Origin of the sequence: Pseudomonas sp. stari2 (assembly GCF_040760005.1) — a bacterium.
Lineage (GTDB): Bacteria > Pseudomonadota > Gammaproteobacteria > Pseudomonadales > Pseudomonadaceae > Aquipseudomonas.
The window spans coordinates 2,658,878-2,683,273 of the sequence record NZ_CP099760.1; the positions used below are offsets into that span (position 1 = coordinate 2,658,878).

General features: G+C 61.2%; 25 protein-coding genes. 15 read left to right on the plus strand and 10 right to left on the minus strand.

Features of this window, described 5'->3' with window-relative positions:
• Positions 1-3: 3 nt before the first annotated feature.
• Entirely contained in the window at positions 4-702 is a 699-nt protein-coding gene (locus tag NH234_RS12150; RefSeq protein WP_085698663.1) for a CoA transferase subunit A, read from the minus strand.
• Between the two features lie 221 nt (positions 703-923).
• Between NH234_RS12150 and NH234_RS12155 the strand changes: the two genes are divergently transcribed.
• A complete protein-coding gene (locus NH234_RS12155; protein ID WP_085733158.1) occupies positions 924-1,802 on the plus strand; it encodes a LysR family transcriptional regulator in 879 nt (292 codons plus the stop codon).
• Here NH234_RS12155 and NH234_RS12160 read toward each other — a convergent pair.
• Together NH234_RS12160 and NH234_RS12165 are read right to left on the minus strand one after the other, a co-directional pair.
• The gene (locus NH234_RS12160) at positions 1,786-2,634 is read right to left on the minus strand and encodes an NAD-dependent protein deacetylase (RefSeq protein ID WP_367256680.1); all 849 of its coding nucleotides are present in this window, start codon (positions 2,632-2,634) and stop codon (positions 1,786-1,788) included. The two genes, NH234_RS12155 and NH234_RS12160, sit on opposite strands and share 17 nt — an antisense overlap.
• A gap of 80 nt (positions 2,635-2,714) precedes the next feature.
• Complete coding sequence (locus NH234_RS12165) at positions 2,715-3,761, minus strand: class I SAM-dependent methyltransferase (protein ID WP_085733156.1); 1,047 nt, start codon at positions 3,759-3,761, stop codon at positions 2,715-2,717.
• Positions 3,762-4,059: 298 nt separating this feature from the next.
• Between NH234_RS12165 and NH234_RS12170 the strand changes: the two genes are divergently transcribed.
• Both NH234_RS12170 and NH234_RS12175 read left to right on the plus strand, forming a co-directional pair.
• Positions 4,060-4,899 carry a DUF692 domain-containing protein gene (locus tag NH234_RS12170; protein WP_367256682.1) on the plus strand — a complete coding sequence of 280 codons (840 nt, stop codon included), beginning with the start codon at positions 4,060-4,062 and terminating at the stop codon, positions 4,897-4,899.
• The gene (locus NH234_RS12175; RefSeq protein WP_085733155.1) at positions 4,892-5,641 is read left to right on the plus strand and encodes a DUF2063 domain-containing protein; all 750 of its coding nucleotides are present in this window, start codon (positions 4,892-4,894) and stop codon (positions 5,639-5,641) included. Before NH234_RS12170 ends, NH234_RS12175 begins: the two co-directional genes overlap by 8 nt.
• Positions 5,642-5,696: 55 nt before the next feature.
• Here the strand turns inward: NH234_RS12175 and NH234_RS12180 are convergent, their stop codons facing one another.
• Both NH234_RS12180 and NH234_RS12185 read right to left on the minus strand, forming a co-directional pair.
• Complete coding sequence (locus tag NH234_RS12180) at positions 5,697-7,004, minus strand: ATP-binding protein (RefSeq protein WP_085733154.1); 1,308 nt, start codon at positions 7,002-7,004, stop codon at positions 5,697-5,699.
• Positions 7,001-7,741: a response regulator gene (locus NH234_RS12185; RefSeq protein WP_085708690.1), complete on the minus strand. Its 741-nt coding sequence runs from the start codon at positions 7,739-7,741 to the stop codon at positions 7,001-7,003. Before NH234_RS12185 ends, NH234_RS12180 begins: the two co-directional genes overlap by 4 nt.
• Positions 7,742-8,048: 307 nt before the next feature.
• Here NH234_RS12185 and NH234_RS12190 point away from each other — a divergent pair, with 307 nt between their 5' ends.
• The 3 genes from NH234_RS12190 (at position 8,049) to NH234_RS12200 (ending at position 9,972) form a co-directional block, all read left to right on the plus strand.
• Entirely contained in the window at positions 8,049-8,309 is a 261-nt protein-coding gene (locus NH234_RS12190; RefSeq protein WP_085708689.1) for a DUF2790 domain-containing protein, read from the plus strand.
• Positions 8,310-8,341: 32 nt separating this feature from the next.
• Complete coding sequence (locus NH234_RS12195) at positions 8,342-8,680, plus strand: hypothetical protein (protein WP_367256685.1); 339 nt, start codon at positions 8,342-8,344, stop codon at positions 8,678-8,680.
• 77 nt (positions 8,681-8,757) lie between these two features.
• Positions 8,758-9,972 carry a cytochrome c biogenesis protein DipZ gene (locus NH234_RS12200; RefSeq protein WP_367256687.1) on the plus strand — a complete coding sequence of 405 codons (1,215 nt, stop codon included), beginning with the start codon at positions 8,758-8,760 and terminating at the stop codon, positions 9,970-9,972.
• Positions 9,973-9,990: 18 nt separating this feature from the next.
• Here the strand turns inward: NH234_RS12200 and NH234_RS12205 are convergent, their stop codons facing one another.
• Entirely contained in the window at positions 9,991-10,452 is a 462-nt protein-coding gene (locus NH234_RS12205; protein ID WP_085733151.1) for a GNAT family N-acetyltransferase, read from the minus strand.
• 228 nt (positions 10,453-10,680) lie between these two features.
• On the opposite strand from NH234_RS12205, the gene NH234_RS12210 reads away from it, so the two are divergent.
• Positions 10,681-10,953, plus strand: coding sequence for a DUF4242 domain-containing protein (locus NH234_RS12210; RefSeq protein WP_085708685.1), 273 nt, complete (start codon positions 10,681-10,683; stop codon positions 10,951-10,953).
• Positions 10,954-10,986: 33 nt separating this feature from the next.
• Complete coding sequence (locus NH234_RS12215; protein WP_085733150.1) at positions 10,987-11,799, plus strand: class I SAM-dependent methyltransferase; 813 nt, start codon at positions 10,987-10,989, stop codon at positions 11,797-11,799.
• 45 nt (positions 11,800-11,844) lie between these two features.
• On the opposite strand, the gene pcsA is transcribed toward NH234_RS12215, so the two are convergent.
• Entirely contained in the window at positions 11,845-12,567 is a 723-nt protein-coding gene (pcsA, locus tag NH234_RS12220) for a phosphatidylcholine synthase (RefSeq protein ID WP_085733149.1), read from the minus strand.
• A gap of 258 nt (positions 12,568-12,825) precedes the next feature.
• Between pcsA and NH234_RS12225 the strand changes: the two genes are divergently transcribed.
• Both NH234_RS12225 and ligD read left to right on the plus strand, forming a co-directional pair.
• Positions 12,826-13,569, plus strand: coding sequence for a tellurite resistance TerB family protein (locus NH234_RS12225; protein ID WP_085733148.1), 744 nt, complete (start codon positions 12,826-12,828; stop codon positions 13,567-13,569).
• 121 nt (positions 13,570-13,690) lie between these two features.
• On the plus strand, positions 13,691-16,228 hold the full coding sequence (gene ligD, locus NH234_RS12230; RefSeq protein WP_367256690.1) for a DNA ligase D: 2,538 nt from the start codon (positions 13,691-13,693) through the stop codon (positions 16,226-16,228).
• On the opposite strand, the gene NH234_RS12235 is transcribed toward ligD, so the two are convergent.
• Positions 16,229-16,630, minus strand: coding sequence for a hypothetical protein (locus NH234_RS12235; protein ID WP_367256692.1), 402 nt, complete (start codon positions 16,628-16,630; stop codon positions 16,229-16,231). It lies immediately after the preceding gene.
• A 114-nt stretch (positions 16,631-16,744) separates the two neighbouring features.
• On the minus strand, positions 16,745-17,059 hold the full coding sequence (locus tag NH234_RS12240; protein WP_119426518.1) for a DUF2388 domain-containing protein: 315 nt from the start codon (positions 17,057-17,059) through the stop codon (positions 16,745-16,747).
• A gap of 247 nt (positions 17,060-17,306) precedes the next feature.
• On the opposite strand from NH234_RS12240, the gene NH234_RS12245 reads away from it, so the two are divergent.
• Positions 17,307-18,920: a methyl-accepting chemotaxis protein gene (locus NH234_RS12245; protein ID WP_367256694.1), complete on the plus strand. Its 1,614-nt coding sequence runs from the start codon at positions 17,307-17,309 to the stop codon at positions 18,918-18,920.
• A 490-nt stretch (positions 18,921-19,410) separates the two neighbouring features.
• Positions 19,411-21,057 carry a malate dehydrogenase (quinone) gene (gene mqo / locus NH234_RS12250; protein ID WP_085733143.1) on the plus strand — a complete coding sequence of 549 codons (1,647 nt, stop codon included), beginning with the start codon at positions 19,411-19,413 and terminating at the stop codon, positions 21,055-21,057.
• Positions 21,058-21,124: 67 nt separating this feature from the next.
• Here mqo and NH234_RS12255 read toward each other — a convergent pair whose 3' ends face one another.
• Positions 21,125-21,553 carry a nuclear transport factor 2 family protein gene (locus tag NH234_RS12255; RefSeq protein ID WP_367256696.1) on the minus strand — a complete coding sequence of 143 codons (429 nt, stop codon included), beginning with the start codon at positions 21,551-21,553 and terminating at the stop codon, positions 21,125-21,127.
• Between the two features lie 421 nt (positions 21,554-21,974).
• Between NH234_RS12255 and NH234_RS12260 the strand changes: the two genes are divergently transcribed.
• The 3 genes from NH234_RS12260 to NH234_RS12270 all read left to right on the plus strand — a co-directional run bounded on the left by NH234_RS12260 (position 21,975) and on the right by NH234_RS12270 (position 24,395).
• Positions 21,975-22,421, plus strand: coding sequence for an NUDIX hydrolase (locus NH234_RS12260; RefSeq protein ID WP_085733141.1), 447 nt, complete (start codon positions 21,975-21,977; stop codon positions 22,419-22,421).
• A gap of 98 nt (positions 22,422-22,519) precedes the next feature.
• On the plus strand, positions 22,520-23,731 hold the full coding sequence (locus NH234_RS12265; protein ID WP_367256698.1) for a helix-turn-helix domain-containing protein: 1,212 nt from the start codon (positions 22,520-22,522) through the stop codon (positions 23,729-23,731).
• 31 nt (positions 23,732-23,762) lie between these two features.
• On the plus strand, positions 23,763-24,395 hold the full coding sequence (locus NH234_RS12270; protein ID WP_367256700.1) for a glutamine cyclotransferase: 633 nt from the start codon (positions 23,763-23,765) through the stop codon (positions 24,393-24,395).
• The last annotated feature ends 1 nt before the right edge of the window (position 24,396 follow it).

Genomic DNA, 24,396 nt, shown 5'->3' on the forward strand with positions numbered 1-24,396 from the left:
GGATTATTTGCGGATGGTGCGTTGTTCGATGCGTTTTTCGAACGTGCCGCAAATGACCCGGTCGACGTAGATGCCGGGCGTGTGGATGTGTGCCGGATCCAGCTCGCCGGGTTCGACGATTTCTTCGACTTCGACCACGGTGATCTTGCCGGCGGTGGCGGCCAGCGGGTTGAAGTTCTGGGCGGTGTGGCGGTAGATGACGTTGCCGAAGTGGTCGGCCTTCCAGCCTTTGACGATGGCGAAGTCGCCGGTGATGGACTCTTCCATCAGGTATTTGCGACCGTGGAATTCACGCACTTCCTTGCCTTCGGCAACCGGAGTGCCGACGCCAGTAGCGGTGAAGAACGCCGGGATGCCGGCGCCGCCTGCGCGCATTTTTTCGGCGAGAGTGCCTTGCGGGGTCAGGACGACTTCGATGTCGCCTTTGAGCAGTTGCTCTTCGAACAGTTTGTTTTCGCCGACGTAGGAGGCGACCACCTTGCGGATCTGGCGATCGGTCAGCAGTACGCCGAGGCCGAATCCATCAACGCCGCAGTTGTTGGAAACGACGGTGAGGTCGCGGGTGCCTTTGCGCTTGATCTCGGCGATCAGGTTTTCCGGGATGCCGCACAGGCCGAAGCCGCCGGCGATCACGGTCATGCCGTCTTCAAGACCTGCCATGGCTTCCTCGTAGGAATACACGCGCTTGTCGAAACCTGCCATATGCACCTCTTTTATTGTTTGTCGGGCGGCTGGCTAGCCGAATGACTGGAGTGTCGCGCTGGTGAATATATTTGTTAAGTTGATTTTTAAGGTTGATTGATTGATAAAGCTCAATAATTGGCTTGGTTCTCTGTTCCCACGCAGGAGCGTGGGAGCGATCAAGAAATGCTCGCCATCGTCGGCGGGTGGATGTACAGCTTAGCCGTTGGAGCGACACGACCATGACCATCAAGCAGATCCGCGCCTTTCTTGCTGTGGCCCAAAGCCTGAGTTTCGCCGTGGCTTGCGAACGCCTGCACCTGTCGCAATCGGCGCTGAGCCTGACCATCAAGGCGCTGGAGGAGGGCTTGGGGGGGCGCCTGTTCAGTCGCAATACGCGCAACGTGGCGCTGACCCCGGAAGGCGAATCGCTGCTGCCGCTGGCCCGGCGCCTGATCGCTGATTGGGACAACGCCGAAGACGAAATGCGCCAGCGCTTCAGCCTGCAACGGGGGCGAGTGACACTGGCGGCGATGCCATCGTTTGCCGGCAACCTGCTACCACCGATCCTCAAGACCTTCCGCGCGCGCTATCCGAACGTAAACGTGACGGTCAACGACGTGATCAACGAGCAAGTGCTGGAAATGGTCCGCGATCGTCAGGTCGAACTTGGCGTGGCGTTCGAGCCGATGCAGAACACGTCGCTGACCTTCACACCGCTATATAGGGATCGTTTCGTCGCGGTGGTGCCACAGGATTCACCGCTGGCCCAGCGTACGGACATCGACTGGCAGACCTTGTTGCGGGAGCCGTTCATCACCCTGCAACGCCCGTCCACGGTGCGGGTGATGCTTGAGGAACACTTGCAGGCCCGGGGCATGAAACTGCCGGTGGAATTTGAAAGCCATCAACTGGCGACCGTCGGGCGGATGGTTGCCAGTGGCCTGGGCGTCAGTGCGGTGCCGGCGTTGTGTGCCGAGCAGATGCGCGAGTTGGGGGCACGGTGTCTGACGTTGCATGAGCCAGTGGTGGAGCGGGCGATTGGCGTATTGACTGATTCCGGGAATGAACTGTCGGCGGCGGCGCAGGCGTTGTTCGACATCCTTAAGGCTGAGCATTGAGGCGTTGTGTCAGTAGCGGCAATAGCTGTTCGCAAGACGCCTCGATCTTCAAATCCAGCAACTCATCCGCCCGGGTCTTCCCCAGATTGATCGCAATCAGCGGCTTGCCCCGATCCGCAATCACCCGGCACAGGCGAAACGCCGAATACGCCATCAACGACGACCCGACCACCAGCATACCGGCAGCATTCTCCGCTGCCGCCATGGCCCGTGCCGCTGTCGGCTGCGCCACGTTCTCACCAAAAAACACCACGTCCGGTTTCATCCGCTCGCCTTCGCAATGTGGACAGTGCGGCACCTGGAAGCGTGCCTCGAAGGTCGGGTCGAGCAGGGTGTCGCCGTCCGGCGCCTGCATGGCATCGACACCCGCCAGATACGGATTCTGCATTTCCATCAATTGCTGAATCGAATCCCGCTCGCTGCGCTGGCCGCAATCCAGGCACAACACTCGATGCAGGCTGCCGTGTAGTTCGATGACATCGTGACTGCCGGCCTGATCGTGCAGGGTATCGACATTCTGGGTGATCAATCCGCTGATCCGGCCATGGCTTTGCAGGCTGGCCAGCGCTTCATGAGCCGCGTTCGGTTGCGCCTGACGCACACGGAGCCAGCCGAGCATCGCCCGGGCCCAGTATCGGCGGCGTGATTCGGGTGCCGACAGAAACTCCTGATACATCATCGGCTGCCGGCCCCGGCGCACGCCGTTGGTGTCGCGGTAGTCCGGGATGCCCGACGGCGTGCTGATACCGGCCCCGGTCAGTACCACGAAATCGCCGTCGGCCATGGCCTGTTGCAGGTAGTCGAGATGTTCGTGGAGGGGGCGGTCAAGCATGGTCAGCGCTCCGCAGGCTGTAAGTGCCTTGCAGGTTAGCACTGCCGGGCGCCTCTTATGGAGGCGCCCGGTACAGACGTTTACTTGCGTGCTTCCAGAATCAGGTTGAACGGCGTCTGCGTCGCCCGCCGGAACTGCTTGAATCCGGCTTCGCTGAACACTTTGCGCAAACGCATCTCGCCGGCCTGCGCACCGAGCCCCAGGCCCACTTCCTGGGACAGTGAGTTCGGCGTGCAGATGAACGTCGATGCTGCATAGAAAAGTCGCCCGACCGGGTTGATGTTGTCGTCCAGCGTGTCGTTGGCAAAGGGTTCGACCAACAGCACCGTGCCGTCGTCCTTCAGGCAATCGTAGGCATGCCGCGCCGCGCCGACCGGGTCGCCCATATCGTGCAGGCAATCGAAGTAGCAGATCAGGTCGTAGTCGTCGCCGGGAAAGCTTTTTGCTGTGCCCTGGAAAAAACGCGCCCGGCTGCTGACGCCGCCTTCTTCGGCTCGCTGGGTGGCGACACTTACCGATGGCGCGTGATAGTCGAAACCGACGAAACGCGAGTTGGGATAGGCCTGGGCCATGATCACCGTGGAGGCGCCATGACCGCAGCCGACATCGGCGACCTTGGCGCCGTCTTCCAGTTTAGCCACAACGCCCTCCAGCGCCGGCAGCCATTCGGCGATCAGATGCCCTTTGTAGCCGGGGCGGAAGAACCGTTCAGTGCCGGTGAACATGCACGGATGGTGATCGCCCCAGGGCAAGGCGCCATTGCCGCGCATGGCTTTGACCAGTTTGTCCTTGTCGTGGAAAAACGACGCCACTACGCCGAGCCCGCCAGCGACGTAGACCGGCGAATCCTCCTTGGCCAGGGCCATGGCCTGTTCTTCCGGCAGGCGGAATTTGCCGTCCAGGTGTTCCATGTAGCCGGAGGCCGCGTGGGCGCTGAGCCATTCGCGAACCAGCCGGGAGTTGCAGGCGGTTTTTTCGGCGAGGGTTTCCGGGGAGATCGGCTGGCTGTCGGCCATGGCCTTATACAAGCCAAGTTCTTCGCCGACGATGACATTGGCCAGCATCGCCGCGCCGCCCATGTCGTTGACCAGTTTGCCCATGAATTCGTTGAGTCTGGCCTCGTCCATGTCATGTGCTCCTGTCAAGGATCACAGTCCGGTGGTGATGGGGGTCGAGGCATTCACCACCGGGCGGTGGTCGTGGAAACGGGCAGGGCGACACTGCTGTCCTGCGTCCCCCTCGACTGGGTACTGATTGAGTCTAGTCGGTGTTGGGCGACTCTATGTATTTGCGTGTATCAGGAGGGCTTGGGGATACACAGCACCGCAAATGCCGGGGCGGATGAACACAGCCGTGATACAGCGTTCGCATTCACTGGACCTCTCGGCCGCCACTGTCGTCGGCTCTTTTGCAGAGGTCTTGCCCATGCAGATTCCCCACCCCACCTTGCAGGCCAGCGTCGGGCTCGGCCTGCGTCGCGGCTTGATGAAGGATCTTCAAGCCGCCTGCACCGGCGATTTCGACTTTCTTGAAGTCGCCCCGGAAAACTGGATCGGCGTCGGCGGCGCCCACGGTGCCGCGCTGCGCGAACTGGCCGAGCGTTATCCGTTGTCTTGCCATGGCTTGTCGTTGTCGCTCGGCGGGTCGGCACCGTTGGACGTCGACTTCCTTCGGGAAGTCCGGGTGTTTCTCGATCATTACAACGTGCCGCTGTACAGCGAGCACTTGAGCTATTGCAGCGACGACGGTCATCTCTATGATCTGCTGCCGTTGCCGTTCACCGACGAGGCCGTGCACCACGTTGCCGCGCGGATCCGTCAGGCCCAGGACATCCTCGGCCGGCGCCTGGCAGTGGAAAACGTTTCCTATTACGCCGCTCCCCGGCAGGACATGGACGAGGTGGTCTTCACCAACGCCGTACTGCGCGAGGCCGATTGCGACCTGCTGCTGGACGTGAATAACGTCTACGTCAATTCGATCAACCATAGTTTCGACCCGCAGACATTTCTGGCCGGTATCGAGCCGGGTCGGGTGGTCGGGATGCACGTGGCGGGGCATTTCGACGAGTCCGACACGCTGAAAATCGACACCCACGGCGCGTCGGTGAAACCTGTGGTCTGGTCGCTGCTGGCGGACGCCTATGCACGCTTTGGCGCCCAGCCGACCTTGCTCGAACGCGACTTCAACTTCCCGGCGTTCTCCGAGTTGGTGGCGGAATTGCAGGCCATTCGCCGCTTGCAGCATCAGGGAGGCCAGCGTGGATAACCTTGAGCAGCAACAACGGGCCCTGACGCGCTACCTGCGCGATCCCGAGAACCAGACGCCACCGGCCGACATGAACGCGGCGCGGGTCAATGTCTATCGCGATCTGGTGTTCAACAATGTCTCGCAACTGTTGGGCGGGACCTTTCCGGTGCTGATCCGGATCATCGGCCAGGAGCGTTGGCGCCTGCTGATTCGCGGCTTCCTGCGGGACTACCGGGCGCAAACGCCCAAATTCGGTGAAATCGCGGAGGAGTTCGTCGGTTACCTCGCTTCGGAACCTGTAGTGTTGAGCTCGGGCGAGTGGCCGGCGTTTCTGGTGGAGCTGGCGCATTACGAGTGGGTGGAGATGGTGTTGCAGCAGTCCGACATCCAGCCGCTACCGGCAAGTGATCCCGCGCTTTTGCTGGAGCAGCCATTGCAGGTTTCGGCGCTGGCCTGGCCACTGGCGTATGCGTGGCCGGTACAAATGCTCAGTCCTGAATATCAGCCGTCTGCGCCACCGGCCCAGCCAACGTTGTTGCTGGTGCGGCGCGCGGTGGATTTCAGTGTGAAATTCTCCGAGCTGAGTCCGTTGGCGTGGCGGTTGTTGCAGAGGATTGGCGAATTTCCTGCGCTGAACGGTCGGGCGCAACTGGAAGGGCTGGCGATGGAGGCGGGTTTACCAGGAACAGCATCGTTCATGGACAGTGGTTTGGCGTTGTTGCGGCAGATGCATGAAGACGGTGTGATCGGACTTAACTGATCGCACAAAAAAAGACCCGGGGGGCAATATAGCTCCCCGGGTCTTTTTGTTTGTTTCAGGCCTGTAGCGGCAACTTCAGCTCCGCACACAACCCGCCACCGTCACGGTTGCTCAGGTTCAGCGAGCCACCCAGCGCCATCGCCAGTTGCTGCGCAATCGCCAGCCCCAGCCCGGTGCCACCCGTGCTGCGGTTGCGCGAGTTCTCCACGCGGTAGAACGGCTCCATCACCTGCGCCAGCTCTTCTTCGGCAATGCCAGGGCCTCGATCCATGACTTTGATCGACAGTTCTGTGTGTTTGCGCTCGACGTACAGTTCGGCAGCACCGGCGAATTTCAACGCGTTGTCGGTCAGGTTGACCAGCACCCGGCGCAGGGCGTGGGGGCGGGTGTCGATCACAGCCTCACTCTTGCCGCTCAATTGCACCTCTTTGCCCATGTCCTGATAGTCGAACACCAGGCTGTCGAGAAACGAGTCGAGGTTGGTGCGTCGGCTTTCTTCGGTCGAACCGTGAATGCTGCGCGCATAGGCCACGCCTTCACGCACCAGATGCTCCATCTCACCGAGGTCGTTCCACAGTTTGTCCTTCTCCGCCGAGTCGTCCATGAACTCCGCGCGCAGTTTCATTCGGGTGATCGGGGTTTGCAGGTCGTGGGAAATCGCTGCCAGCAACTGCATGCGTTCCTTCAGGTACGCGGCGATCCGCGCCTGCATGGTGTTGAACGCACGGGCGGCGTACGCCACTTCGTTCGGACCTTGTTCGTCCAGATTGATCGGATGGGCGTTGGGATCAAGGGTTTCCACCGCGTTGGCCAATCGGGTAAGGGGACGGATGGCGATGCGTACCGCCAGCCAGGTGCAGGCAATCATCAGCGCCAGTTGCCCGAGCAGCACCACCGGCAGCCACGGCGACAGCGGCACCATCGAAGGTCGAACGTCGATGGTCACCGGGCTGCCATCGCTCAGGCGCAAATGGCCCTGAAAGTGCTTTTTCGGCCCAGGAATGTCGGTGAAGGTCAGCGGGTAGGCTTCGCCGATGGCGTCGGTGATCGAGGTCACAGCAATCGGCACCTCGCCCGGACCGATCGGCGTGCCCGGTTCGCCTTCGCTGAGCAGGTAGCCGTAGTTTTTGCGGGCCAGGCGATCAAGCCACATCGGGCGCTCTTCGGCCGGCAAGCGGTCGAGAATCGCAATCGAGGTCGAAACGTCGGTTTCCAGGTTGCCGAGCATGGTGTTTTTCGCGCTTTCGTAGCGCTCGTAATACTGCGCGCCGAACGACAGGGCTTGAGCCAGGATCAGGCCGATCAGAAAAATCAGCGACAACCGCGAGGCGAGGGTGCGCGGCCAGTGCAACGCAACCTTCATGCCGGGGCTCCGAGGATTTCCACCGGCAGCGAGAACACGTAACCCTCGCTGCGCACGGTCTTGATGTAGGCCGGTTCGCGGGCGTCGTCGAGCAGGCGCTGGCGCAGACGACTGACCAGCAGGTCGATGGAGCGGTCGAACAGATCGGCGTCGCGACCCTGGGTCAGGTTGAGCAGCTGATCGCGGCTCAACACCCGCTGCGGATGATCGAGAAACACTCGCAGCAAGCGGTACTCCGCGCCGCTCAAGGCAACCATGGTGCCGTCGGTGTCCAGCAGATGCCGGGCCGAGGTATCGAGCTGCCAGCGACCGAAGGCCAGCAAGCGACCGCTTTCAGTCACCACCAGATTGGGCGGCAGCATCCGCGTGCGGCGCAGCACGGCGTTGATCCGCGCCAGCAGTTCACGGGCGGCAAAGGGCTTGGTCAGGTAATCGTCGGCGCCCATTTCCAGGCCGATGATGCGGTCGGTTTCGTCGTTGCGGGCGGTGAGCATCAGGACCGGCGTGGCCTTGTGTTTGCCGGCGCGCAGTTCGCGGCACAGCAGCAGGCCGTCATCGCCGGGCATCATGATGTCGAGCACGATCAGGTCGACGGTGTTGGCTTCCAGAAAACTGCGCATTTGTCGGCCATCGGCGACCACGGTGGTGCGCAGGCCGTTCTTTTTCAGGTAATTGCCAACCAGTTCGCGAATCTCGCGGTCGTCATCGACGATGAGAATGTGATCGACATGATCCATGGAGCCAAACCTCTATCAAGTGGGGAATGTCTCGCAGTCTATAGAGCCCGCGCGGGCTCGCCTGCCTGCCTTTGTATTGCAGTGTATCTGCCGCAACGACGGATACATGTGGACGCAAAATCACGATTTTTTCAGGGTTTTGTATCGCTGTGTATCCCCCGGCGGGCGAGATACGCAGCGATTTATACCGGCCGTTTTCCGACACAGACGGGATACCTCGCGAGCTTTAAATGAGCTCCATCGAGGCACACCACAGCGCCTCGGCCCAATCAACCGATCTACCCATTGAAGCCCTGAGGAAAACGCCATGACCAACAAATCCGTAATCGCCGCTTGCCTGTTTGCCGCCCTGAACATCTGCACCCTGTCGGCCCGTGCCGAAGCCGTTGCCCCGCAAACCTACACCTATGGCACACATCTGGATATCCAGAAAGTGATCTCGATGAAAGAAGACAAATCGATGACCTGCGGCATCGTCGACGCCCGCATGACCTACCTCGATTCGGCCGGTCAGACCCGCGTGCTCGACTACAGCAAATTCGCCGACGGCTGCGACAACCAGAACTGATCCGCCACCCACTGATTTAAAGGAAGATTGCCATGAACAACGTATCGCGTTTCTTGACCGCCATTGCCTTCTCTTTTGCCGGTGTCGCGGCTCACGCCAACAGCGCCGTCGAGCAGAGCAGCTGCGCCGGCAGCACCTGCTTTCAACTGAGCCCGCTAGCCAAACAGGGCAGCGATGCCTTGATCGCCGCCGACGGCGCCAGCCACACGCCGCAAGGGCAGATGGTCGCAGCGGACGGCTCCAGCCATACGCCGCAAGGGCAGATGGTCGCAGCGGACGGCTCCAGCCATACGCCGCAAGGCCAGATGGTCGCCGAAAACGGCGCCAGCCGGACCCCGCAAAGTCAATGGCTGGACAACCAGAACGCCTGAATCCCGTGCGTGTCTGCCGGTGAACGGCAGGCACCTCTTTTATCGGCAGACCGCCCATCCTTCAAGAGGTGAACCTCATGTTCCTTATCGCGTTCCTGGGCGGTCTGTTGACTGTCCTCAGCCCCTGCATCTTGCCCGTGGTGCCGTTTCTGTTTGCCGGCGCCGACCGCACCCGTTCTTCGATCCTGTTGACCCTCGGCGGTATGGCCCTGACCTTCGCCCTGATCTCCAGCCTCGCGGTGGTCAGCAGCGAGTGGGTGATCCAGGCCAACAACACCGGCCGACACATCGCGCTGATCGTGATGGTGCTGTTTGCGCTGTCGCTGATTTCCGCACGCATCGGTGACTGGCTGGCGCGGCCGTTCGTGTTGCTCGGCAATCGCCTGGATCCGGACATTCGCAAGAAGGCTGGCCCCATGGGGTCGGTGATGATCGGCGTGGCCACCGGTCTGCTATGGGCACCGTGCGCCGGGCCGATTCTCGGCGTGATCCTCACCGGCGCCATGCTGCAAGGCGCCAGCGCTCAGACCAGCCTGTTGCTGCTGGCCTACGGCGCGGGCAGTGCGCTGTCGCTGGGGACGCTGATTTTCGCCGGTCGCGGCCTGGTCAACCGGCTGAAACCGTCGATCCCGTTCACGGGCTGGTTCCGTCGTGGCGCAGGTGTCGCCGTGCTGGCGGCGGCGGTCGTGATTTCCACCGGTGCCGATCGCACCCTGCTGGCCGGCACATCGTCCGAGGGCGTCGCCAGTGTCGAGAAAAACGTGTTGGAAAACGCGCCGAAAGTGATCGATTACTTCATCAGCAAAGTGCGGGCGGATTCGACTTCGGACGAGCAGAGTAAAGGCGCGATGCCGTCGCTGGCGGGCGCGGTGCAATGGCTGAATTCACCGGAGCTGAAGGCCGAATCCCTGCGCGGCAAAGTGGTGCTGGTGGACTTCTGGACCTACGACTGCATCAACTGCCAGCACACGCTGCCTTACGTGAAAGCGTGGGAGAAGAAGTACGGCAAGGACGGCCTCGTGGTGATTGGCGTCCACACCCCGGAATACGGTTACGAGCGGATCATCGACAACGTCAAGGATCAGGTGAAGAAACTCGGCATCACCTACCCGGTGGCCATCGACAACAACTACGCGATCTGGCGCAACTTCGACAACCAGTACTGGCCGGCGCACTACCTGATCGATGCCAAGGGGCAGGTGCGTTACACCCACTTTGGCGAGGGTCGTTATGAGGCGCAGGAACAGATGATTCAGCAGTTGCTGAAAGAGGCCAAGGCACCTGCAGCCTGAACCGTGAACATCAATGGCTCACAGGTCGCGCACCATGAGCCATTGTTCGTTGTCCCAGGCTTGAAAACGTTCCATTACTGTCCAGCCGCGCTTGGCGTAGTAATCCTGCTTGTTCTGCGTATGCAGGTAGAAGCGCGGCAGGCCTTGTTTCCTGGCTTCCCCGGCAATGCCTTCGATCAGTTTTTCTGCCAGACCCTGCCCGCGAGATTCCGGACTGACCAGTACACACGCCAGCCAGGGTCCCAGATCGGGACGTTGCGCAAGATCTGCACGCGCCAGTGCCGCGCCACCGAGCAACTGCTCGCCGTCCAGTGCAATCAGGCAGCGCCAGTCACCATTGGTTTGCCCTTCGGCAAACTCCCGTTGCCAATCGGTCAGCGGCTGATCAGCGTATTCGTAATGAAACTGGCGATGGATCCACTCGGCATAGGTGTTGCTGTGCTGCATGTGTTCGGCGAGCCATACGAGGCGCAATGACATGTTCGGATTCCGTTCACGAGGCGGGTCTGCATGAAAGCCGATCCCCCCGCGCATTGGCAACCCCGGACAGTGTTTCGAGCACTTTACAAAATCCCGCCACTCATCGGCGAAGTCATGGTTTACGGGGCTCTCCAGACGATTGGCAAGGACGCCGCACAGTCTCGGGACGATAGTGAAAGAGCAGGGCTGCATCCGCCCTGTCACTGATAAAAAGAAAGCGAGGTTGCCATGCCGAAATTCGTGATCGAACGCGAGATTCCAGGGGCCGGAAACCTGTCGGAGCAAGAACTCAAGGCGGTATCGCAAACGTCCTGTCAGGTGTTGCGTGAACTCGGGCCGCAGGTGCAGTGGCTGCAGAGTTATGTCACCGCCGACAAGATCTACTGCGTGTACATCGCCCCTGATGAAGAGCTGGTGCGCGAGCATGCGCGGCTGGGTGGATTCCCGGCCAACAGCGTGTCCCGGGTGATGAGTGTCATCGACCCGACCACCGCCGAGTGACGCCCGGTCCAGCCTGTCTTGGAGCACCTGTTGATGAGCACTCCCATCGATCTCAATGCCCTCAAGGAACGCCAGAAAGTCGCGTGGGCCAGCGGCGACTATGCCGTGATCGGTACCACCTTGCAGATCGTCGGTGAGAACCTCGCCGAAGCCTGCGATTTACGCTGCGATGAAGAAGTGCTGGACGTCGCCGCCGGCAATGGCAATGCCACGCTGGCGGCGGCGCGTCGGGGTTGTCGGGTGTTGTCCACCGATTATGTCGCGGCGTTGCTGGAGCGTGGCCAGGATCGGGCGCGGGCCGAACATCTGGACGTGACCTTCCAGGTGGCCGATGCCGAAGCGCTGCCGTTTGCCGACGCCAGTTTTGATGCCGTGCTGTCGACCTTCGGGGTGATGTTCGCCCCGGATCAGACCAAGGCTGCGCAGGAACTGGCCCGGGTCTGTCGCCGTGGCGGGCGGATCGGTCTGGCCAACTGGACCCCGGAAGGCTTCGTCGGCCAGATGTTCAAGACCCTCGGTCGCCATCTGCCACCGCCGGCCGGTGCGCAACCACCGTCGAACTGGGGCGCGGAAGCCTGGCTGCATTCGCACTTCGATGAGCGCCAGTTCCTGATGCAAGTGACTCGCCGCCACTTCAATTTCCGTTATCGCTCGGCGGCACACTTCATCGACATCTTCCGCCACTGGTACGGGCCGGTGCACAAGGCGTTCGCGGCGCTGCCGCCAGAGAGCGGGCAGGCGCTGGCAGAAGATCTGACGCAATTGATCGACGGGCTGAACCGGGCAGGACCGGAATCGATGGTGGTGCCGAGCGAGTATCTGGAGGTGGTGATTACTAAACGCTGAGCGCAAACCCATGTGGGAGCGAACCTGCTCGCTCCCACGGGATTTCTATTTCAAGTGTGACGCATCAAACCACTCCAGCGCCGTGCGCCAGATGCAGATGCCGAGGAAATACGCCGACGCCAACAACCACAAACCCATCACCAGCGGGTTGATGACCGGGTGGTTGAGCACCAGCGACAGGCTGCACAACAGCCAGATCGCCGTCACCGCGATGTTGATCGGCATGAACCGGCGCACGCGGAAGGGGTGCAGGAATTTCATTCGGGTGATGGTCAGCAACGCCAGGCCGATCACGGTCAGGAAAGTGATCCACGGCCCCGGGGCGATGATGTAAAGGCACAGCGCGACCACGTTCCACGCGGCGGGGAAACCGACGAAGTAGTTGTCCTTGCTCTTCATGTTGACGTTGCAGAAGCAGAACAGCGATGACACCAGAATCAGCGACACTGTCAGCAACAGCGTGTAGTCGGGCAGGGGAATGTAGCGATAGATGAACAGTGCCGGAATGAACACATAGGTCAGGTAATCGATCACCAGATCGAGGATCGATCCGTCGAAACTCGGCAGTACCGACTGCACGTTGACCTTGCGCGCCAGCGCGCCATCGAGGCCGTCGACGATCAGCGCCACGCCCAGCCACATCAGGCAGTGGGTCGGCTGGTTTTCCAAAAGGGCGAGGGTGGCCAGAAACGCAGTGACCACGCCAGTCGCGGTGAAACCATGGGCGCCCCAGGCCTTGAGCCTGGCAATGTGGACGGTCGATATCACAGGGGCGTTCTCCAGAAAGTGAAGCAAGCCGGGTATCACGCTTGATTGACAAGGGTGGCAGCCAACCGGTTCGGGTTTGCAGCTATCGACCGGTCGGGCCGGGATAAGGTTCACCCTTGATGATCTTAGCTGGCCCGGAAAATTTTTCGACGCCGAAGTCGCTTCCCAGCAGCAGCGTCGGCCAAACGGTGCTGGCGCAACGCGTGCGGAGGTCTATCGTTGCCTGACGCTGTTACGCCTTTGCCTGAGGACGACGTCATGAACACCAGTGATCTGCTTGAACAACTGCTGCGGGGCCAGGCCTCGGCGGGACAACAACGTGGCGCTTCGGCTGGCGATGGCCTGGGTGGGCTCGGCGGTTTGCTGGGTGGCCTGCTGGGTGGCGGCGGTACCAGCGGTGGCAGTTCGCCTGCCGGAGGACTGGGAGGCCTTGGAGGACTGCTTGGTGGGTTGCTGGGTGGTGGAGGACTGGGTGGCGGGGCACTGGGCGGCGGTACGCAGAGTCGCTCCGGCGGCACCAACTACGCGGCACTGGCCTCGCTGGGCATGATGGCGTTCCAGGCGTATCAGGCCTGGCAGCGTAGTCAGGCGTCGGCGGCGCCGCAACAAACGCCGCAGACCGCAGACCTGCTGGCCGGCCCGCAAGTTGAAGAACACAGTCACGCGGTGCTGCGCGCGCTGATCGCCGCGGCCAAGGCTGACGGGCGAATCGACGATTCGGAGAAACACCTGATCAGCAGCGAAATCGGCCGCCACACCGACGACCCGAACCTGCAGCAATGGCTCGACGCCGAAGTCGCCAAACCCCTCGATGCCAGCGAAGTCGCGCAAGCCGCCAACAACGATCCGGCGGTGGCCGCCGAAATGTATATCGCCAGTGTGATGCTGGTGGACGACCAGCAGGACGCCGAGCGCAATTACCTGGATGAACTGGCGGCGGCACTGCAGATCGATCCCGAATTGCAGGTGCATCTGGAGCAACAGGCCAAAGGCACCGCCTGAAATACCTCAACACCCGGGCCCCGGACGTTCCATCCGTCCGGGGCTTTTTTACGTCGATTGAATTTTTCTGCGCAGGCGTCGCTCTTCTGCATAACAGCACCAGACTGCAGCCGGAGCCGCCATGAGCAGGAACCTCGACGACTACAACCGCAAGCGCGACTTCTCGGCGACCTCGGAACCGGCGGCGGTCAAGCGGCGAGGCAAGAAGGCTGACGCCGATCACGCGTTACAGTTCTGCATCCAGAAGCACGACGCGTCGCACCTGCACTACGACTTTCGCCTGGAACTCGACGGAGCGCTCAAAAGCTGGGCGGTGCCCAAGGGCCCGTCACTGGATCCGAAGGTCAAGCGCCTGGCGGTGCATGTCGAAGACCACCCGCTGGATTACGCGACCTTCGAGGGCAATATTCCGGAGGGGCATTACGGTGCAGGAGATGTGATCGTTTGGGATCGCGGTGTGTGGATTCCGCTGGAAGACCCGCAGAAGGCCTACGCCAAGGGCAAGCTCAAGTTCGAGCTGCAAGGCGAGAAGCTCGGGGGAATATGGAATCTGGTGCGCACCCACATGCCGGGCAAGCAGGAGCAATGGTTCCTGATCAAGCATCAGGACAACGCCGCCCGGCCGCAAAGCGATTACGACGTGCTGGTCGCCGAGCCGGACAGCGTGCTCAGCGAGCGTACCTTGGTCGACAAACCCAAACTTGATGCCAGACAAGTCAAACCGCTCAAAAAGCCAACGCGCAAGCCGGCCTCAGGAAAGCTTGTTGGCGCACACAAGGCCCGTATTCCCGCGCAGTTGAAACCGCAACTGGCCACCCTGGTGGACAGTGCGCCAGAGGGAGACTGGAGCTACGAGATCAAGTTCGACGGTTACCGGATCATGGCGCGCATCGATCATGACGACGTGCAGTTGTTCACCCGTAACGGTCATGACTGGACACACAAACTGCCGGAGCAGGCCCGGGCACTTGCAGCCTTGAGGTTGGAGTCTGCATGGCTTGACGGTGAAGTGGTCGTTGCCAACGAAGCCGGCGTGCCAGATTTTCAGGCGCTGCAGAACGCCTTCGAATCCGGCCGCAGCGCCAATATCATTTATTACTTGTTCGACCTGCCTTACCTCAACGGCGTCGATCTTCGCGAGGTGCCGGTCGAGGAGCGGCGAGCGGCACTGGCCACGGTGTTGAAGGCACACAAGCATCCGCTGTTGCGCTTCTCCGAAGCGTTCGACGAAACCCCGGAGGCATTGCTCAACAGCGCCTGCCAGATGCAGATGGAAGGCCTGATCGGCAAGCGTCTCGGCTCGCCCTACGTGTCGAGGCGCAGCAGCGACTGGATCAAGCTCAAGTGCAAGCATCGCCAGGAGTTCGTGATCGTCGGCTACACCGATCCGAAGGGTTCGCGCAGCGCGTTCGGCGCGTTGCTACTGGGTTTGCACGATCGCGACAGCGGTGAATTGCGTTATGCCGGCAAGGTGGGCACCGGCTTCAATGAGGCCACGTTGAAAAGCCTGCTCGCGCAGTTGAAACCCTTGCGGGCGAAGAAGCCGGTTGTGGCCAACCCGCCGAGTGGTTTCGAGGTCAAAGGCGTGCACTGGCTGAAACCGAGCCTGTTGGCGGAGGTCGCGTTTGCCGAGATGACTCAGGATGGCTCGGTGCGCCACGCCGTTTTCCATGGCCTGCGCGACGACAAACCGGCCAAGGACATCACCGAGGAGCGCGCCAAACCCATGAAGACGTCAAAGACTCAAGCTACCGCGCCGTCCCAATCCGGCCTGGCCGACGGCAAGGTGCGCATCACTCATCCCGACCGTGTGATCGACGCCAGCAGCGGTACCACCAAGATGCAATTGGCCGAGTATTACGCCAGTGTCACCGAGTGGATCCTGCCGCAACTCAAGGATCGCCCGGTGGCGCTGGTGCGGGCGCCGGACGGCATTGCCGGCGAGCTGTTCTTCCAGAAAAACGCCGAACACCTGGCGATCCCCGGCATCCGCACGCTGGACAAGGACGTTACCGGGCAACCGGTGATGCTGATCAACAACGCTGAAGCGCTGATCGGTGCGGTGCAGATGAGCACCGTCGAGCTGCACACCTGGAATGCCACTACGGTGGATCTGGAGAAGCCCGACCGCTTTGTCCTCGACCTTGATCCGGACCCCGCGCTGCCCTGGAAAAGCATGGTCGAGGCCACCGCCCTGACCCTGACCGTGCTGGATGAACTGGGTTTGCGGGCATTCCTCAAGACCAGCGGCGGCAAGGGCATTCATCTGGTGGTGCCGCTGATTCGCAAGCACGGCTGGGACGAGGTCAAGGATTTCAGCCATGCGATCGTCAGTCACATGGCCAAACAGTTGCCGGAGCGGTTTTCCGCGGTGTCCGGACCGAAGAACCGTGTGGGGCGGATCTTCATCGATTACCTGCGCAACGGGCTCGGCGCCACCACGATTTGTGCTTACGCGGCGCGGACCCGCGAAGGGCTGCCGGTGTCGGTGCCGCTGTTTGTCGATGAAGTGAAGGCGATCAAGGGCGGCAATCAGTGGAATATTCATAACGTCCACGAACGATTGGCGGACGTCGGCGATGAACCCTGGGCGGACATGAAGAAAACCCGCCAGAGCATTACCGCCGAGATGCGCAAACGGGTCGGCCTGAAAGAGTGATCAGGCGTCGCGCAGCAAGTCGTGGGCGTTGAGCAGTTCGAAGGCGATTTCCGGGTGTTTTTCCAGCCCGCGGCGAATGGCGGCCGGAATCGCCTGACGGGTCTTGCGACACATCCCCGGCAGTTCATCGATTTCGATGGCAATGCCGCGCATGGTCCGTACTTCATTGAAGCCCGGAGCGATGGCCATGCGAATCCCCAACTGTTCGAACATCCGCTGTTGCAGCCGTTCGAGGTCAGCCAGGCTTTGCAGGTTTTCCAGGCGTTCGAGCAGGCGCCTTTCCTCCTGCCGCGTGAGCAAAAGAATGCGCAAATCCGCGCCGGGCATTTCCAGCAACGGATCGCGCCCGCAGATGCAGGCGCCGGGCGGGCAGGGGGAGCGAAGTGGGGCGGCAATCGTCATGGCCTCCATCATAGAGGCCGTTCGACGGTTTTGCCCATGGTCGCCCGGCTGCCGTCCATCGGCAGAACGGAGAGGTGGCAAATCCGTCAGCCACCGTCGTTGTGCGTGCGGCTTTTATTGCGACAGGCCTTCGTAGTGGACCAGGATCGCATTGGCCAGCTCTTCATCGCTGGCGTTCAAGCCCGGGTTTTGCTGACGAACCTGTTGCAGCGCCGACTCCAGATACGCGCCACGAATGGCACCGCCGCTGGCGACGAATGCGGACAGGTCGTCACGGGCCGGAATCACCATTTTGTGATCCTTGAAGGTGGAATACAGCGACGCGGAAACACCGGCCGAAGTGGCGACATCCCCCGCATCCACGCGGGCGAAGGCCGAGCCAAAAGGCAGGCAGAGCACAAGAGACGAAACGAGTAATAAACGACGCATGACGGTGTTCCTCCAGCAGCGTAAAGCGAAAAGGAAGTACCACATAATGTGAGAGGTGCGGCGTGGCTCGGGAGTTCCATGCGCCGGAACAAGTTCTCGGGGCTGCAAACCGATAACTGCCGCACAGAATTCTTCTTTACCAGATGTGACGACATACCTTGAGACGCTCTAACCCGGCGGGTTTGCGGAAATAGGCTTAACTGAAGCGTTGAAAGCGCTGTGCGGCGCGACCAGGTAGGAAATCACCGTGTCGATCAAACTGCGTTTGGTGCTGCTGATTGCGACCAGCCTGCTGACGGCGCTGATCGTGAGCCTGGTCAGTTATGTCGGCAATCAGCGCATGGCTTCGGCGGTCAGTGCCAACGCCGTCAGCATGAGCGCGCTGCGCAATCACATGGAAGCCGACATGATGCACGACGCCCTGCGCGCCGATGTCTACTCGGCGATGCTGGTGGGGCTGGGCAAAAGCACCGGTACGGCGGACGAAGTGCGCAGTTCGGTCGAGGAGCACGCCGGGCATTTTCGCGAGGTGTTGGGCGAAAACCTGAAACTGCCGCTCGACGCAACGATCCGGGCCGCGCTGGAGCAGATCAAGCCAAGCCTCGACACTTACATCAACGCGGGCGAGCGGATTGTCGGGCTGGCGCTGGACAATCCCGACACGGCGCAACAGGAACTCGGCACCTTCAGCGCTGCGTTCAGCCAGCTCGAAGAGCAGATGGCGTCTCTGAGCGAGCTGATTGAAACCAACACCCGGCAGACCAGCCAAGGCACCGAAGCGGCGATCCGCAATGCCAACATCGCCCTCGGCATTGTGCTGATCGCCAGTCTGTTATTGCTGTTGGTGCAGGGCCGCTGGGTGATTCGGAGCATCACCGGCCCGCTGAAAACGGCCAGCCGTATCGCTGAAAGCATCGCCCATGGCAACCTCGGCGAACCGATCGCCGAGCCTTCCGGCAAGGATGAGGCCAGCGCGCTGATCCGCACGCTGGCCACCATGCAGCGGGATCTGCGCGACATGATCGACGTGGTGCGGCGCAATGCCCATGGTGTCAGCGGCATAAGCGAACAACTGAGTCACGGCTGCCATCGGGTGGCCGACAGCAGCCAGCAACAAAGCACCGCTGCCGGAACCATGGCCGCTGCCGCGAGCCAGATGACCGCCAGCATCGAGGAAATCACCCGGCATGCCGAGCGGGCCCTGAGCATGGCGAATCAGGCCGAGTCACTGGCCAAGAACGGCGGACAGGTGATTCATCAAGTGGTCAGCGACATGGACGACATCGCCCGGTCTGCCCAGCAGTCGGCGCAGGTGATCCGTACTCTGGATCATGAGTCCGAAGGCATCTTCAACATCATCCAGGTGATCAAGAGCATCGCCGACCAGACCAACCTGCTGGCGCTCAATGCGGCCATCGAGGCAGCCCGGGCCGGTGAACAGGGTAGAGGGTTTGCCGTGGTCGCCGATGAAGTGCGCAGCCTGGCTGCCCGCACCAGCGCTTCAACCCAGGAAATCGCCGCAATGGTCGCGCGCATCCAGAACAGCACCCGCGAAGCGGTCAACAGCATGGAGGCGGGCGTGGCCCAGGTCGACAAAGGCATGGCGGTCACCGCCGACGTCGAACGCGCCATTCGCGAAATCCTCGAGGCCACCCTGAACACCACGCAACTGGTCAACGACATCACCCGTACCATCGGCGAACAAAGTCAGGCCAGCAACGAAATCGCCCATCAGGTGGAGATGATTGCCGGGATGTCGGAGGGTAACAGCAAGGTGATCGGCGAGACGGCGAATACGACGGATGAGTTGTCGAGCCTGGCGGGGAGGCTGGCGCAGTCTGTGGATCGGTTTCGGTTGTGAAGGTTTTGGAGAGCTCAGTCGAGTGGTGCCGAGAATCCTATTTGTAACAAGGGAAAGTCCGGAGTCTGGATGGGAAGGGGCGGTCGAACGGCTCAAAGGCTTAAGCCAGAGGCGCTGGCAGGGGGCATGTTCGGTCACTGGCAGACGATAAGTGCTTGAACGGATAAAGACTATCGAGTCGGGAACAGACGCGCGGGTTTGCCCTGACGTGATATTCTTCGCGCCACTTGGTTTGACCTAATTCAGTCTGGCGCGCTTTTCGGCGGGCCGACAGAACCCCTGTCGCTCAAGTAGCTGAAGCCAATAATGATAAGAAGTCAGTTCAGAAGGGACATATAACTGAGGTCGACGCAGCCTGTCGGCCTTGTGTGCCCACCCGTCAAAATTGAAGTGTGCCGGAACCCGCGACGCTGGCCTGAGTGTCGCGAACAAGGGGAACTCATACGTACAACAGCGGCGGGCGGAAGACGTTTTATCATAGGTGCAACAGATGTTTAAAAAAGTGAACACAGCCTTGCTGGGGCTGGCTTTGGCGATGGGGATGTCGTCCGCCAATGCCGAAGAAGCAAAGAAAGTCGACGTTCTGCTGATCGGCGGCGGCATCATGAGCACCACTCTGGGTGTGTGGATCAATGAGCTGGAACCGACCTGGTCGATGGAAATGGTCGAGCGCCTTGACGGCGTCGCTCTGGAGAGCTCCAACGGCTGGAACAACGCCGGTACTGGTCACTCCGCACTGGCCGAGCTGAACTACACCCCGGAAGACGAGAACGGCAAAGTGTCGATCCCGAAAGCCGTCGAGATCAACGAAGCGTTCCAGATTTCGCGTCAGTTCTGGGCCTGGCAGGTTCAGCAGGGCGTCCTGAAGGACCCTCGCTCGTTCATCAACACCACTCCGCACATGAGCTTCGTGTGGGGCGATGACAACATCAAGTTCCTGAAAAAGCGCTACGAAGCCCTGCAAGCGAGCCCGTTGTTCGCCGGCATGCAGTACTCCGAAGACCCGGCTGTGATCAAGAAGTGGGTTCCGCTGATGATGGAAGGGCGTGACCCGAACCAGAAAATCGCGGCCACCTGGAGCCCGCTGGGTACCGACATGAACTTCGGCGAAATCACCCGCCAGTTCGCCGGTTACCTGCAGACCAAGCCTAACTTCAGCATGAAGCTGTCGAGCGAAGTACAGGACATCACCAAGAACGCCGATGGCACCTGGCGCGTCAGCTACAAGAACCTGAAAGACGGCACCAAGACTGAAACCGACGCCAAGTTCGTGTTCATTGGCGCCGGCGGCGGTGCTCTGCATCTGCTGCAGAAGTCCGGTATCGAAGAAGCCAAGGAATACGCTGGCTTCCCGGTAGGCGGCTCGTTCCTGGTGACCGATAACCCGGCCATCGCCGAGCAGCACCTGGCCAAAGCCTACGGTAAGGCTTCGGTTGGCGCGCCTCCGATGTCCGTTCCGCACCTGGACACCCGTGTCCTGGACGGCAAGCGCGTCATCCTGTTTGGCCCTTTCGCAACCTTCAGCACCAAGTTCCTGAAGGAAGGTTCGTACCTGGACCTGCTGACCAGCACCACCACCCACAACATCTGGCCCATGACCAAGGTCGGCATCAAGGAATACCCGCTGGTCGAGTACCTGGCCGGTCAACTGATGCTGTCGGATGAAGACCGTCTGAACGCGCTGAAGGAATACTTCCCGAACGCCAAAGCCGAAGACTGGCGCCTGTGGCAAGCCGGCCAGCGCGTGCAAATCATCAAGCGTGATGAAGCCGCCGGCGGCGTGCTGAAACTGGGCACCGAAATCGTTGCATCGAAAGACGGCTCCATCGCCGGTCTGCTGGGGGCATCGCCAGGCGCATCGACCGCTGCACCGATCATGCTGAGCGTGCTGCAGAAAGTCTTCAAAGACAAAGTCGCTACCCCTGAGTGGCAAGCCAAGCTGCACCAGATCGTTCCAAGCTACGGCACCCAGCTGAACAACGATCCAGCCAAAGTGGCTGAAGAGTGGGCTTACACTGCCAAGATCCTGCAACTGCCAACCCCTCCTGTGATTGGCCAGGCTGCAGCTCCGGCGGCAGAAGCGGCTGACAAGGCTAAAGCTCCAAAAGAAAACGCTGCACGTGACATGGCTCTGTAATTCAGACGCCTGACACACAAAGCCCACTGAACCGGCGATGGTCAGTGGGCTTTTTTGTGTCCGGGTTTCAGGCCTTGGCGGCTGCCAGATAAGCGCCAAGCCGCCGGCCCATTTCTTCTCCCAACGCCTGCAACCCGCTCAACGGCCGCACCATCACCTCGAATTCGACAATCTTCCCCTGTTCATCAAAGCGGATCATGTCGATACCCTTGAGCTCCTTCGACCCGACCTTGGCACTGAACTCCAGCACTACATTCAAACCGTCAGCTGTCGCCAGTTCACGGTGGTATTTGAAATCTTCAAACACCTCGAACACAGTGTTCAGGATCATCGCAACCACCGGCGCGCCAGGGTAAGGCGTGTGGGCCATCGGCGAGCGGAAAACGGCTTTGGGATCGAGCAGGTCGAGCAGGGCTTTCAAGTTGCCGGTACGGATCATGTCGTGCCAGCGGTTCAGGGATTCGGCGGCGTTCGGATGCAGGTTCAACTCGGACATGGTTTCACTCCTGTATTTTTTGTTGTTCTTTGCGCGGCGCCCATGACTCTAGATCAAAGCGGCGCAATGGAAACCCTCTGTACCGGTCTGAATATCGATACATGCGCGGGCCGAATCCATCTGATCCGCTTTTTCCTGTTGGATCTGCATCTGTAACCGTCTCAGTCAAGCGCCCAAAATAGCCCTGCGGTTCGGCCACACGCGACGCGTTTCATTCCGAAGCGCCCGGTGCGCCGGACATTCAGTATTCAGGAGGCCTTCATGGCTAAGATGGCGTTTTTCCTCGGCGGCTTTCTCGTGTTGACCATCATGATTGGCGTTCTGGCCACGATTTCACCGGTCTGACGCGTACCTGACTCACTCTCCATGGGGCGTGTGATCTAATGCCGGGCTTTTCATTCAGCAAACGGATTTCACCCCCATGGCCGAACAGCGTATCCGCGCAATTGCACTGTGTGTCTTTCAGCACAACGGCAAGATTCTGGTTAACCGGTTTCATGATCCCGTGGCAGACCAAACCTTCTACCGACCCATCGGCGGTGGCATCGAGTTTGGCGAAACCAGTCGCGAGGCGATCGTGCGCGAGGTGCAGGAGGAACTGGGTCTTTCCATGAAAGATCTGCGCTTGCTCGGGACACTTGAAAGCCTCTTCGTCTACAACGGCAAACCGGGGCATGAAATTGTTCAGGTGTACAACGCCCGTTTCGAAGACGCGCAGGTGTACGAGCAATCGCAGATCGTCGGTCACGAAAGTGACGGTTCGCCGTTTACCGCGAGCTGGCAGGACGCCTCAAGCTTCAACGATCAGTCACTGCTGGTGCCCGTCGGTTTGCAGGCGTTGCTCAAGGACGCCGGCATCCTCGGCTGAGGTGGGTGCGCAAGCGCCATCCTCCAGACAAATCCGCATTCGGTATTAGACTCCACCCAGGATCGGATACCGGAACGCCTTGCCATGTCGGACTCACCATGGACTCGCTGATCAACGCCGCCGGCCACGCCCTGGCGGCGGGTGACCCGTTGGCGGCGCTGAATTTCGTGGCCCTGCGTGAAGATCCTCCCGCCCTGGCTCTGCGCGGAATCGCCATGGCCCAGCTCGGCGATATGGCGCGGGCCAAGACATTGCTGCAACGGGCAGTGAAAGCGTTCGGCGCCAACGAGCCGTTGTCCCGGGCGCGCTGCGTGGTGGCCGAGGCCGAAGTGGCGCTGGCGGCGCGGGATCTGGGCTGGCCGGTGGAGGCGCTGGAGGCGGCGCGGCAGGTCTTGCAGGATCACGGTGACCGGCTCAATGCGGCGCACGCACGCTACCTGCAGATTCGTCGGTTGTTGTTGATCGGGCAGTTGAATGAAGCTGACGCGCTGCTCGATGAACAGGACCCTGCACCATTACCCCCGGCCTTGCGTGCCGCCCATGAACTGATGTCAGCCGGGATCGCGCTGCGGCGAGTACAGGCGCACAAGGCGCAATCGGCGCTGGAGCGTGCGCAGCGGGCGGCGCAGATGGCCAACATTCCGGCGCTGCTGACGGAGATCGAACACACCCGGCAAACCCTCGACGCTCCTGCCGCCCGTTTGCGCATTGCCGGTGACGTGAAAACGGTGACGCTCGCACAGGTCGAAGCCTTGTTTGCGTCCGCGACGCTGGTGGTGGATGCCTGTCGCTACAGCGTGCGCGGGGCCGGCATGACGGTGGCGCTGGCAACCCGACCGGTATTGTTCAATCTGCTTCAACTGCTCGCTGAGGCCTGGCCCGGGGATGTTCCGCGAGAGACGCTGATCGCCAGGGCCTTTCGTTTGAAACTCGATGATGAATCCCACCGCGTCCGATTGCGGGTCGAGATCGGCCGGCTGCGCGCCGCACTGAAGCCGTTGGCCGGAATCACTGCGACTTTCCGTGGCTATGCGCTGGTCGCGCAAGACGTCGCGCTGCTGACGTTACCCCTCGAAGACAAGCACGCGGCACTGCTGGCCCTGCTTGCGGACGGCGAGGCATGGTCGAGTTCGGCACTGGCGCTTGCGCTGGGCAGCAGCCAGCGCCAGATACAACGGGCCCTGGAATCGCTGGCCGCGCAAGGCAAGGTCCAGGCATTCGGTGTCGGCCGTGCACGTCGCTGGCTGACTCCGCCGGTGCCGGGTTTCGCGACGATCTTGTTACTCCCGGTGTCGTTGGGCAATGGCTAGGCTGGACTCACCACTCAACGAGGCAACCGGCATGAAACAGGCAAACGCAGAAATCCTTCGTGAATACGGCCCGTTCGAAGGCATCCACGGCGTCCATGGTGTGACCTTCGACGGCCAGCAGGTCTGGTTCGCCAGCGACGGCCAGCTCAATGCGCTGGACCCGGCCAGCGGCCAGACCGTGCGCACCATCAAGGTCGGGGCCGATGGTGGTACCGCATTCGACGGCAAGCATCTGTATCAGATTGCCGACCGGCGTATCCACAAGATCGATCCGGCCACCGGCAAGGTGCTCCATACCATCGCAGCCCCCGGCGGTGGTGGCGACTCGGGCATGGCCTGGGCCGAGGGCACGTTGTGGGTCGGGCAGTATCGCGAGCGCAAGATCCATCAGATCGACCCGCAGACCGGCAAGATCCTCCGCACGCTGGAGTCAAACCGCTTTGTCACCGGCGTGACCTGGGTTGACGGTGCGCTGTGGCATGGGACGTGGGAAGGCGATGAAAGCGAGATCCGGCGTGTCGATCCGGGCAACGGCGAAGTTCTCGAAAGCCTCGCGTTGCCCAACGGCATCGGCGTCTCGGGACTGGAAGCCGATGGCGGTGAACGTTTCTACTGTGGCGGTGGGGACACCAACAGCGTACGGGCGGTGCGCCGGCCGAAGTGAG

What these genes read in the sequence shown, in the direction of transcription:
- NH234_RS12240 (WP_119426518.1), bottom strand. Translation starts at nt 17,059, where the DNA reads ATGCGTCGTTTATTACTCGTTTCGTCTCTTGTGCTCTGCCTGCCTTTT.
- NH234_RS12150 (WP_085698663.1), bottom strand. Translation starts at nt 702, where the DNA reads ATGGCAGGTTTCGACAAGCGCGTGTATTCCTACGAGGAAGCCATGGCA.
- NH234_RS12235 (WP_367256692.1), bottom strand. Translation starts at nt 16,630, where the DNA reads ATGACGATTGCCGCCCCACTTCGCTCCCCCTGCCCGCCCGGCGCCTGC.
- NH234_RS12200 (WP_367256687.1), top strand. Translation starts at nt 8,758, where the DNA reads ATGTTCCTTATCGCGTTCCTGGGCGGTCTGTTGACTGTCCTCAGCCCC.
- NH234_RS12170 (WP_367256682.1), top strand. Translation starts at nt 4,060, where the DNA reads ATGCAGATTCCCCACCCCACCTTGCAGGCCAGCGTCGGGCTCGGCCTG.
- NH234_RS12160 (WP_367256680.1), bottom strand. Translation starts at nt 2,634, where the DNA reads ATGCTTGACCGCCCCCTCCACGAACATCTCGACTACCTGCAACAGGCC.
- NH234_RS12270 (WP_367256700.1), top strand. Translation starts at nt 23,763, where the DNA reads ATGAAACAGGCAAACGCAGAAATCCTTCGTGAATACGGCCCGTTCGAA.
- NH234_RS12155 (WP_085733158.1), top strand. Translation starts at nt 924, where the DNA reads ATGACCATCAAGCAGATCCGCGCCTTTCTTGCTGTGGCCCAAAGCCTG.
- ligD (WP_367256690.1), top strand. Translation starts at nt 13,691, where the DNA reads ATGAGCAGGAACCTCGACGACTACAACCGCAAGCGCGACTTCTCGGCG.
- NH234_RS12180 (WP_085733154.1), bottom strand. Translation starts at nt 7,004, where the DNA reads ATGAAGGTTGCGTTGCACTGGCCGCGCACCCTCGCCTCGCGGTTGTCG.
- NH234_RS12165 (WP_085733156.1), bottom strand. Translation starts at nt 3,761, where the DNA reads ATGGACGAGGCCAGACTCAACGAATTCATGGGCAAACTGGTCAACGAC.
- NH234_RS12215 (WP_085733150.1), top strand. Translation starts at nt 10,987, where the DNA reads ATGAGCACTCCCATCGATCTCAATGCCCTCAAGGAACGCCAGAAAGTC.
- NH234_RS12205 (WP_085733151.1), bottom strand. Translation starts at nt 10,452, where the DNA reads ATGTCATTGCGCCTCGTATGGCTCGCCGAACACATGCAGCACAGCAAC.
- NH234_RS12195 (WP_367256685.1), top strand. Translation starts at nt 8,342, where the DNA reads ATGAACAACGTATCGCGTTTCTTGACCGCCATTGCCTTCTCTTTTGCC.
- NH234_RS12225 (WP_085733148.1), top strand. Translation starts at nt 12,826, where the DNA reads ATGAACACCAGTGATCTGCTTGAACAACTGCTGCGGGGCCAGGCCTCG.
- mqo (WP_085733143.1), top strand. Translation starts at nt 19,411, where the DNA reads ATGTTTAAAAAAGTGAACACAGCCTTGCTGGGGCTGGCTTTGGCGATG.
- NH234_RS12265 (WP_367256698.1), top strand. Translation starts at nt 22,520, where the DNA reads ATGGACTCGCTGATCAACGCCGCCGGCCACGCCCTGGCGGCGGGTGAC.
- NH234_RS12255 (WP_367256696.1), bottom strand. Translation starts at nt 21,553, where the DNA reads ATGTCCGAGTTGAACCTGCATCCGAACGCCGCCGAATCCCTGAACCGC.
- NH234_RS12210 (WP_085708685.1), top strand. Translation starts at nt 10,681, where the DNA reads ATGCCGAAATTCGTGATCGAACGCGAGATTCCAGGGGCCGGAAACCTG.
- NH234_RS12190 (WP_085708689.1), top strand. Translation starts at nt 8,049, where the DNA reads ATGACCAACAAATCCGTAATCGCCGCTTGCCTGTTTGCCGCCCTGAAC.
- NH234_RS12185 (WP_085708690.1), bottom strand. Translation starts at nt 7,741, where the DNA reads ATGGATCATGTCGATCACATTCTCATCGTCGATGACGACCGCGAGATT.
- NH234_RS12260 (WP_085733141.1), top strand. Translation starts at nt 21,975, where the DNA reads ATGGCCGAACAGCGTATCCGCGCAATTGCACTGTGTGTCTTTCAGCAC.